Here is an 8,066-nt window from a genome sequence, read left to right as displayed (position 1 = left end):
CATAAGGTGCGCGTGTCTTCTTCACCAATTTCTGAGAATCCTAAATGGCCGCGTAAGGGGCTTTCTCGTACTGCTTGGCGTTCTGCTGCGTCCAGTAAGGCTTTTGTGGTTGGTCGATCATTCACTGCATCACGATGGTTCGTGTCTATTGTTTTATTCTGATTGGGTGCAACAGTTACATTGTTGAGTCGTTCGCGCAATGCTTGAGTTTCGGTACTTAACATAAACGTTCCTCGTGTTTACAGATGATTTCAATGGCGGCTTTGTGTGGTAAAAACGGATCAACAGTCACTCCGTCAATCGGTTTTAAAATTGGACGAGTGTTAAAAAGCTCGATGGCATGTTGTGCAGTTTTTGGCGTTTTAATGCCGGGAAGGGTGAGTGCATTCCAATCCCTTTGTGCGGTTCGTCCTGCAGCCCCTCGGTAACCAAAATAAAAACTTTTGTAGGCGATTTTCATTCCATCGAGAGACTGAAACGCCAACTGCAAATAAGCGCGGTTTCCATCTTTGATTTTGTGTAAATAGGTTCGCGCCACCTGAAAGTATTCGGGTTTGCCTTGGCTGCTTAAAACCGCTCCAGATTGCGCAGTGAAAGAGTGAGTCACGAAAATCAAATCACAAGCGCTGCAATGTGTTGAGCTAGGCGCGTTTTCATGCTCGCAGTTTGGACAAATACGAACCGGCTGGGGTTGAAATTGAAAGCTGCAAAACTTGCATTTAATCGCGTATAGACTGACCAACTCCTGACAATTTTCACATGCTTTAACACGCTTGATGGTTTGTCCTTTTTCCGGTGGAGTTGCGCAATCGATGGGGCCGAAGCGTTCCAAACATCCGCCAAAATCCAATAACAAGCAATCGACTTTGCCCGTTTCTGGAGAGAGGCGAGCGCCGCGTCCCACCATTTGAATGAACAAGCCAAGTGATTTGGTCGGGCGCATCATCACAATGCAATCAATGGGCGGAATGTCCGTGCCCTCGGTTAACACTCCAACATTCACTAAGCCATCGACTGTTAAATTGTGAGCTGCTTCAATCAGTCGTTCACGTTCGTCATCGTCCATATCACCGTGAATGACTGGGACGTTGTAGCCCATTTCAGTGGCGACCTGAGAGATTAATTCGGCGTGTTTAATGGATACCGCAAAAAACAATGAGAGTTTGCGTTTCTGAGCTTTAAGCGCGATGCGTTCCCATTCGAGAAGTGCCGCCACCACTTGTGGGTATTGGTTCACACGTTGCTCTAATAAAGTTTTCGGAAAATCGTTGCTGCCACCTAAACCTTTGAGATTGGGTTTACCTAAATCATTAACCGGTTTGGCAGTGATTGGAACTAAATAACCATGTTCCATTAATTGCTTGATGTTCATTTTAAAGGCGACACCATCAAAAACTGTGGCGCTATCCTCACCGTAAATTAATCCATCGTTCATCCGGTAGGGTGTGGCAGTAAACCCAGTGACGTTCACTTTAGGATTGATTAAACGTAATGCCTGAATGATTTTTTTGTACGCGGATTCGTCTTTCGGTCCGGCGTTGTGCGCCTCATCGATAAGAACCAAATCAAACTTTTCGACGTTGTGAACGATGTTTTTCAAACTGTCGCGACTGGCGATGGTCACTTGAGCAATTTCTTTTCGTTTAAGCTTCGCGCAATACACACCGAGCGGACATTCCGGAAAAACCGTTAATAGTTTTTTCTCGGCTTGTTGAATGAGTTCTTTTCGATGCGCCAATACTAAAATGCGAGCACTGGGTTTGAGCTTTAAAATTATTTCTAACAACGCGGAGAAGACAACCGTTTTACCCGCGGCTGTTGGGAGTACTATCACAGGATTTTTACCCGGATGTTGACGCCAGTAAGTAAACAAGGCATCAATCGCTTGTTGTTGATAATCACGTAATTGCATAGAGGCTTATTGGACGCTCAAGTGTGCGCCGCCCGAAGGCGGCAAGGGATCAGCTTAAAAAGTTAGGCATTGCGCCAGAATGGGTTTGTGCTTGCGTGATATGTGGCTGTGGAACGTTTAGGGGTTGTTGTGTTGATTGTGATGACATTTCTTTGGGCAAAGGTTTAAATCCAAAGATGATGTTTTTATCAGGGTAGCGGCCGGATTTGTCCACTTCTTTACCGACACGGCCGATAAACTCTTTGCCTTCTAACGCATGCACTTGACTGGTTTTTAACGAGCCTTGCGATGGCATGTGACAAGCAATGAGCCAGGCTTTAATTTTTTCCAATGAGATCCGCACGGCGTCGCTGTTTGGGTGTTGTACCACAAAGTTGGTCCAGATCTTACGGCCTTTGTATTCGCCACTTACCACTTCAAATTCCACAATAAACATTTTGCCATTGGCAATGTCTTCTAACTTAACATTGACAGCTTGCAGGGGTTGATCACCATTGGGGATCAAATCAAAGGGTTTGGCCACGTCGATGGTATCGAGATCACCAATCACTAAATCTTGGTTCACAAAATTATTCATAGGTCTTTTCCTTTTGGTTTCTTTCTCAATTGATCAATCGCGCTTGAATGTATGCTTCGAGATCGGACAAGCGATATCGGATCCTATGGGAATTGAGCTTTACATAAGGCGGACTTCTTTCGGGATGTCGTGATCGCATTTTTCTTAAGTACGCCTCGGTGTATCCAAGGTAATGCGCAGCCTCTTTTGTTGAGAACATCACTTTTTGATCGTCATGCAGCTTCATGAGGTTGTACCTGTTGATAGAAATGACGAATGCCGTTAAATAATTCCTTAAAATCGAGCGGCATTTCAGCGGGTAAATTAAAACAACAACATCGGGACACCCAAAAGTTAAAACCAAAAGTTCCGAAAAAGGTAATAGGTTATTTCCTTAGGTGCTTTTTGAAAATGGAATGATATTGCGTAAACTTCAAGAGTTTCTAGGTGGAATTATTTGAAAAGCGGATGGTTTTTTAGGGCACGGGCGCGAGTAATCATCAGCGCTTAACTGAAGGAACTTATTGAGTGCTCTTTTTGTATTTTATGTCAGGTGTAAAGCTTACGGCTAATCCCAATGCCCTTAATAAACTTCTGTTCAATGCTTTCGATGTAGTGTGTTAAGGAAGAAGGTGAGCCCACAACATTTAAACCGGCAATGTCATCTTTACGGCGCATCAGCTTTAAGAAGCCGTCAGGCTCGAGATTGAGACGTTCTAAAATGGGAGGCAAGTTGCTTGGAATATAACCGCGTTTGTCGTCTCGGATAATACGACCGGTGGTATCGACCAAATCAAAATAATCTTGAGTTGAAAATGAAAAGCCATGTTGATGCACTGGGTGCTTCGATTGTGTGAGTGGCATAAGCTTTACTTTGTTTTTAAGCGGCTGGCTCTTCTTTTGTTTGATGCGTTGCTGAATGGAAGTGAAGTCCGATTTTTCTGGTGTTTTTGCCATATCGGCACGAATGGGATTTAAATCAACATAAGCCATGGCGGTTAAAACAGCGGCCTCGTCAAGTAACGCTTGTGACTTGAACCTGCCTTCCCAGAATCTACCAGTACAGTTGTCTTCCTTATTCGCTTCGCGAGCCAAGTGCTCATTTAACAACCGCATAAACCAGGAAATATCCATCAGTCTTTGACGCCAGTTTTCGATGATGTCCTGAGCCATTTTAGATAGGGCGAGTGTGGTTTCTTCTTTTAGATACCGCTGTACGAGAAGTGGAATGTTACAAACGCGCTTCCAGCGACGAACAACGTTGGCATCACTCCAATCTCTTGCTTTTTCAACATCGACACGTAGAACAACGTGATAATGATTGGACATAACCGCATAACTGGCCACTTCAATGGCGAAGGTTTTCGCCAGATAGTCCAACCGTTCCACCACCCAGTTTTTACGGAGTTCAAAGCTCTTACCGGTAACGGAGTCCACTCCGCATAGAAAAGCGCGTCGAACACAACGGGCGATGCAATGATAATAGGTGGTTTGATTTAAATCGATGAGCGTATTTCTAGCGCGTGTCATGGTGTTATGTCCGTATAATTCACTTAAGTCCTGAACGTAACTTAATCAATTTGCACTTGTTGGTCAAGGTGAAATCTGTGATTATTGGTTTTAAGCTGTGGGTGTCCTTAAGCTGTGGGTGTCCTTAAGCTGTGGGTGTCCTTAAGCTGTGGGTGTCCTTAAGCTGTGGTACGAGAAGTGGAATTTTACAAACGCGTTTCCAGCGGCGAACAACGTTGGCTTCACTCCAATCCCTTGCCTTTTCAACATCGACACGTAGAACAACGTGATAATGATTGGACATAACCGTATAACTGGCCACTTCAATGGCGAAGGTTTTGGCCAGATAGTTTAACCGTTCCACCACCCAGTTTTTGCGGTGTTCAAAGCTCTTACCGGTAACGGAGTCCTCTCCGCAGAGAAAAGCGCGTCGAACACAACGGGCGATGCAATGATAATAGGTGGTTTGATTTAAATCGATGAGCGTATTTCTAGCGCGTGTCATGGTGTTATGTCCGTATAATTCACTTAAGTCCTGAACGTAACTTAATCAATTTGCACTTGTTGGTCAAGGTGAAATCTGTGATTATTGGTTTTAAGCTGTGGGTGTCCTGAAGAAGTCGTTGTGCCAAGACCAGTGCGGTTCTCTATTCCATTATCGAAACTGCTAAAGCAAACGGATTAACGCCATTCTTTTACATCACGTTCCTACTCGAAGAGCTGCCTAAGTCACCGGACAATATTGAGTACTTGATGCCTTGGAACGTTGAGCTGACTCAGTAGTCAAGCGTGTGTTTGGTTAGACGCTTACGATTATTTTTTTATGGGTATTGCCTGGCAGAATGTTGATATGAGAGTGAATGGTGTCTGAGATTGGCTGTTAAAAAGATTTACTCGGGATATATTGAGATTCGATTCTAATGGTTTAGATTGTTTTTTACTAAGTGGGATATCTCGAAATTGAAAAAGTAGGTAGGAATTAAGATGTGATATTCACAACTCAAAATAATGAGATGGGCATTCGAGGTGAAGAGTTAAGTCAACAAAAATACCTTTTTAAAAACATAAAACATTGAGTATTGCTTTGACTACCGCTTAATACATTTTGTTTGAAGTGTTGAACAATTGGATAACCTGTCAAACGGTATTCAGAGGTATAGTGAGTCGATAGAATACTTTGTAAATTTCGAGTTGTGTTTGAATCGATTAAGTTAAATGGTTGGATATACGATGAGTGGTAGAGCTTGAAGGTAATTTATTAAAATCTGAAATTGGGTACCGTTAAGTAGCGGTACCCAATTTAAAAAGCAGTTAAATACTCTGGCGTGAGCGAACACTTAACAATCCAAGCAAAGACAAAAGAAAATACAAGCTACCGCCGCCACTGCTTCCAGCATCGGTATTACCATCACCGTTATTTCCACCCGTATTGCTTTCTACTTTCGCTGTGACCGCCGCACTGGCATCCGACTCATTACCCGCAGTGTCAACCGCAGTAAGGTAATAAATGTAATCGGTATCTGCCGTTACATTAGAGTCGGTAAACTGAGTAGAGGTGAGCAGTGCACCGTTAATTTTTGAAGCGGAACCGCCGCTTGTTGAGCGATACAAGTTATAACCAGCCAGATCATTTTCACTATTGGCATTCCAGTTAATTACAATATTTTCACCTTGCGCGGTTGCAGAAATATTCGTAGGTGCCACCGGTACTTGCGAATCGGCTAACGTTGTTGCCGTTACTACTGCACTGGCTTCAGAGGCATTTTCGTTATTGTCAACTGCTGTAATGTAGTACCTATACTCAGTGGAATGAAGCAAACCGGAATCGACAAAATGGGTATCGGTAACCAGCGCATTTTGGTTAACCCAAAGATAGTTTTGTCCGTTATCATCACTTCGATAAATTCGGTAACCTGCGATGTCGGTTTCACTGTTCGCATCCCAAGCTAGTGAAACTTGTTCGTTACCGCCGGTTGCCATTAAGTTTGTTGGCGCTGAGGGGGCGGTGCTGTCTTGAGCCGTGATGTTTATAGACGTACTGGCATCCGACTCATTGCTGGATGTGTCAACGGCCGTTATGTGATAGTGATAAGTGTTGCCGGTTGTAACTTTCAAATCGGTAAAACTGTTACCGGTTACCAGTTCGTTGCTGATACGAGCGAAAGAACTGCTGCCATCGTTACGACGATAAATGTGGTAACCACTGACGTCACTTTCAGTGTTTGCTGTCCAGTTTAAAGTCACACTGACTTCGGTACTGTTTGCGCTTAATCCGATGGGCTGTGCGGGTGCTGTGTCATCACCGACAGCGCCTCCGAGTGATGCACAATCCAGTTCGAACACACACTCAACGTATTCTGGATGATCGATAAAAGGATTTCGATTGCCTTGGTAAGTGTAAATCACATCATTGCGCGCACGTTCGTCATCATCGACCGGATCGTTTCGATGCCACTCCAATAACACCGATTTGATACCCATATAACCGAACGCTTCATTTTCACCAGTGTTGTACTGCGCGATTAATTCGCGGTCGTCGGTTAAGCGTAAGTCGGGTTCTGAGTATTCGCTTATTTCATGATGACCGCCTTCGTAACGAATGGCCATATAAAACATAGCGCGAGCAACATCGCCTTTACGACCGTTCCAGGTTTCCCATTGTCCTTCGGTGTATTCTCCAGCCGTCCAGTTTGAGTCCACACCACCGCGACCGTTATTAATCTCCGTTGTGTATTCCGTACAATTGCTTATGCAGTAATCATAGGGTTTATTACCTCGTGCGGTATTGTAGTTTCCATCGGAAAGAAATAAGTGATGAGTATCCGTAAAAGGGTAGTTGCTAGGAGTTTGGTAGTCGTTATCGGGAAACCCGTAAGATTTGGGCCAACTGTGCTCGCGATTATATAAGTTGTTACCGCCACCTTGTTTGGCGTGTGATGAGTTTCTGTATACATCCAAAATGTTGTTTGTATTGGTCGGGTCTTGATCGGCTTGCTCTAAGATGTCCCAAGTATCTGTTGTACTTGAGGTATAGGGAAAGCGCGTGTGGTTATCGATGATTAGGTGCAGAGACTGCCGTAATGCTTGTGGTGAAGAGGTATCGGCGCTGTCGTAGTAGCCCGCTGGTATTTCTGCATAACTAATGCTGGTGAATACGGCGGCTATTGGGAGTAAGTGGCTAGAACTTAGGGGATTTCTAATGGATATCACACGAACCTCGGGAGATGATGTCTTGATGTATAGCAAAATTACGAGAGTGTAAAAGTACCGTGTTACAAAAATATGACAAGTGATTTTTCACATTTTTGAGATTGTTTTTGCGTGTATAAAAAATAATCGAAACTACTGCCGATATCCGGTTCAGTCGACATTGGCACTGTGGTATGATCGCCCGGTTTTTTTAACCCTGTATTTTGGCAAATGTAATGTTAGTGATAGCAGTGAACGGCGGTTCGGCGTCGGGTAAAACAACATTGGCAGAACAGTTATGCGATTGGTTTAACCAACAGTACCAGCATTCGTTCTGTAAGGTTTTATCGGAAGATAATTATTATAGGCCTCAGGATCACTTAACGATTGAAGAGCGAGCGTTGATTAATTTCGATCACCCTGACTCTTTCGAACATTCTTTGTTGGCGGAGCACCTATCTCAGTTAAAACAAGGCGCTTCCATTGATGTACCAACCTATTGCTATAAAACACACACTCGGCTCAATGAGTCGAAACCATTGCAACCGGTACCGGTTTTAATAGTGGAAGGTATTCACGTACTGACCAGAACCGAATTACTGTCTCATTTTGATCTTAAAATATACGTAGAAACACCGTTAGATATTTGTTTAGCGAGACGAATTAAGCGAGATATGGTTGAAAGGGCGCGAACTGCCGAAGCTGTAATAGAGCAGTATATGGCGTCGGTGCGACCCATGTTTACGCAGTTTATTGCGAACAATAACAGCCGTGCGGATTTGGTTGTGGATGGTAATGTGGCGATGGACCAAATGTTGGCATCGGTTACAGCTCATGCAAGATTGAGTGAGCTGCGAAGTCAACTTTGATTTATGGGCGTAAAACCAGCGTGGGAGCGCC

9 protein-coding genes are annotated in these 8,066 nt (G+C 44.0%); 2 read left to right on the top strand and 7 right to left on the bottom strand.

Annotation, left to right across the window (positions count from 1 at the left end):
- From ACTUJY_RS19115 to ACTUJY_RS19090, 6 genes are all read right to left on the bottom strand, one after another.
- A partial coding sequence (locus tag ACTUJY_RS19115; RefSeq protein WP_463617737.1) for a hypothetical protein occupies positions 1–224 on the bottom strand: 224 nt, incomplete at its 3' end.
- A complete protein-coding gene (locus ACTUJY_RS19110) occupies positions 218–1,912 on the bottom strand; it encodes a DEAD/DEAH box helicase family protein (RefSeq protein ID WP_463617736.1) in 1,695 nt (564 codons plus the stop codon). The genes ACTUJY_RS19115 and ACTUJY_RS19110, both read right to left, overlap by 7 nt.
- A 49-nt stretch (positions 1,913–1,961) precedes the next feature.
- A complete protein-coding gene (locus ACTUJY_RS19105; RefSeq protein WP_463617735.1) occupies positions 1,962–2,489 on the bottom strand; it encodes a DUF669 domain-containing protein in 528 nt (175 codons plus the stop codon).
- A 25-nt stretch (positions 2,490–2,514) separates the two neighbouring features.
- Positions 2,515–2,715, bottom strand: coding sequence for a helix-turn-helix transcriptional regulator (locus ACTUJY_RS19100; protein WP_463617734.1), 201 nt, complete (start codon positions 2,713–2,715; stop codon positions 2,515–2,517).
- A 302-nt stretch (positions 2,716–3,017) separates the two neighbouring features.
- Positions 3,018–3,998, bottom strand: a complete 981-nt coding sequence (locus tag ACTUJY_RS19095; RefSeq protein WP_463617733.1) for a transposase — start codon at positions 3,996–3,998, stop codon at positions 3,018–3,020.
- A gap of 124 nt (positions 3,999–4,122) precedes the next feature.
- Complete coding sequence (locus ACTUJY_RS19090; RefSeq protein ID WP_463617732.1) at positions 4,123–4,482, bottom strand: transposase; 360 nt, start codon at positions 4,480–4,482, stop codon at positions 4,123–4,125.
- 149 nt (positions 4,483–4,631) lie between these two features.
- On the opposite strand from ACTUJY_RS19090, the gene ACTUJY_RS19085 reads away from it, so the two are divergent.
- Positions 4,632–4,760 (top strand): transposase domain-containing protein, encoded by a 129-nt coding sequence (locus ACTUJY_RS19085; RefSeq protein ID WP_463617739.1) that lies wholly within the window; start codon positions 4,632–4,634, stop codon positions 4,758–4,760.
- Positions 4,761–5,288: 528 nt separating this feature from the next.
- Here the strand turns inward: ACTUJY_RS19085 and ACTUJY_RS19080 are convergent.
- Complete coding sequence (locus tag ACTUJY_RS19080; RefSeq protein WP_463617731.1) at positions 5,289–7,187, bottom strand: endonuclease; 1,899 nt, start codon at positions 7,185–7,187, stop codon at positions 5,289–5,291.
- A 215-nt stretch (positions 7,188–7,402) separates the two neighbouring features.
- On the opposite strand from ACTUJY_RS19080, the gene udk reads away from it, so the two are divergent.
- Positions 7,403–8,035, top strand: coding sequence for a uridine kinase (udk, locus tag ACTUJY_RS19075; protein ID WP_463617730.1), 633 nt, complete (start codon positions 7,403–7,405; stop codon positions 8,033–8,035).
- Positions 8,036–8,066 lie beyond the last annotated feature (31 nt).

Source organism: Pleionea sp. WD8-19 (assembly GCF_055326765.1).
Note: the sequence above shows the minus strand (reverse complement) of the source record. Positions and strands in the feature narration are given on the sequence as shown.

Excerpts from the sequence above, each read along its gene's own strand:
- ACTUJY_RS19110 (WP_463617736.1), bottom strand. The coding sequence starts at position 1,912 with ATGCAATTACGTGATTATCAACAACAAGCGATTGATGCCTTGTTTACT.
- ACTUJY_RS19105 (WP_463617735.1), bottom strand. The coding sequence starts at position 2,489 with ATGAATAATTTTGTGAACCAAGATTTAGTGATTGGTGATCTCGATACC.
- ACTUJY_RS19100 (WP_463617734.1), bottom strand. The coding sequence starts at position 2,715 with ATGAAGCTGCATGACGATCAAAAAGTGATGTTCTCAACAAAAGAGGCT.
- ACTUJY_RS19095 (WP_463617733.1), bottom strand. The coding sequence starts at position 3,998 with ATGACACGCGCTAGAAATACGCTCATCGATTTAAATCAAACCACCTAT.
- ACTUJY_RS19090 (WP_463617732.1), bottom strand. The coding sequence starts at position 4,482 with ATGACACGCGCTAGAAATACGCTCATCGATTTAAATCAAACCACCTAT.
- udk (WP_463617730.1), top strand. The coding sequence starts at position 7,403 with ATGTTAGTGATAGCAGTGAACGGCGGTTCGGCGTCGGGTAAAACAACA.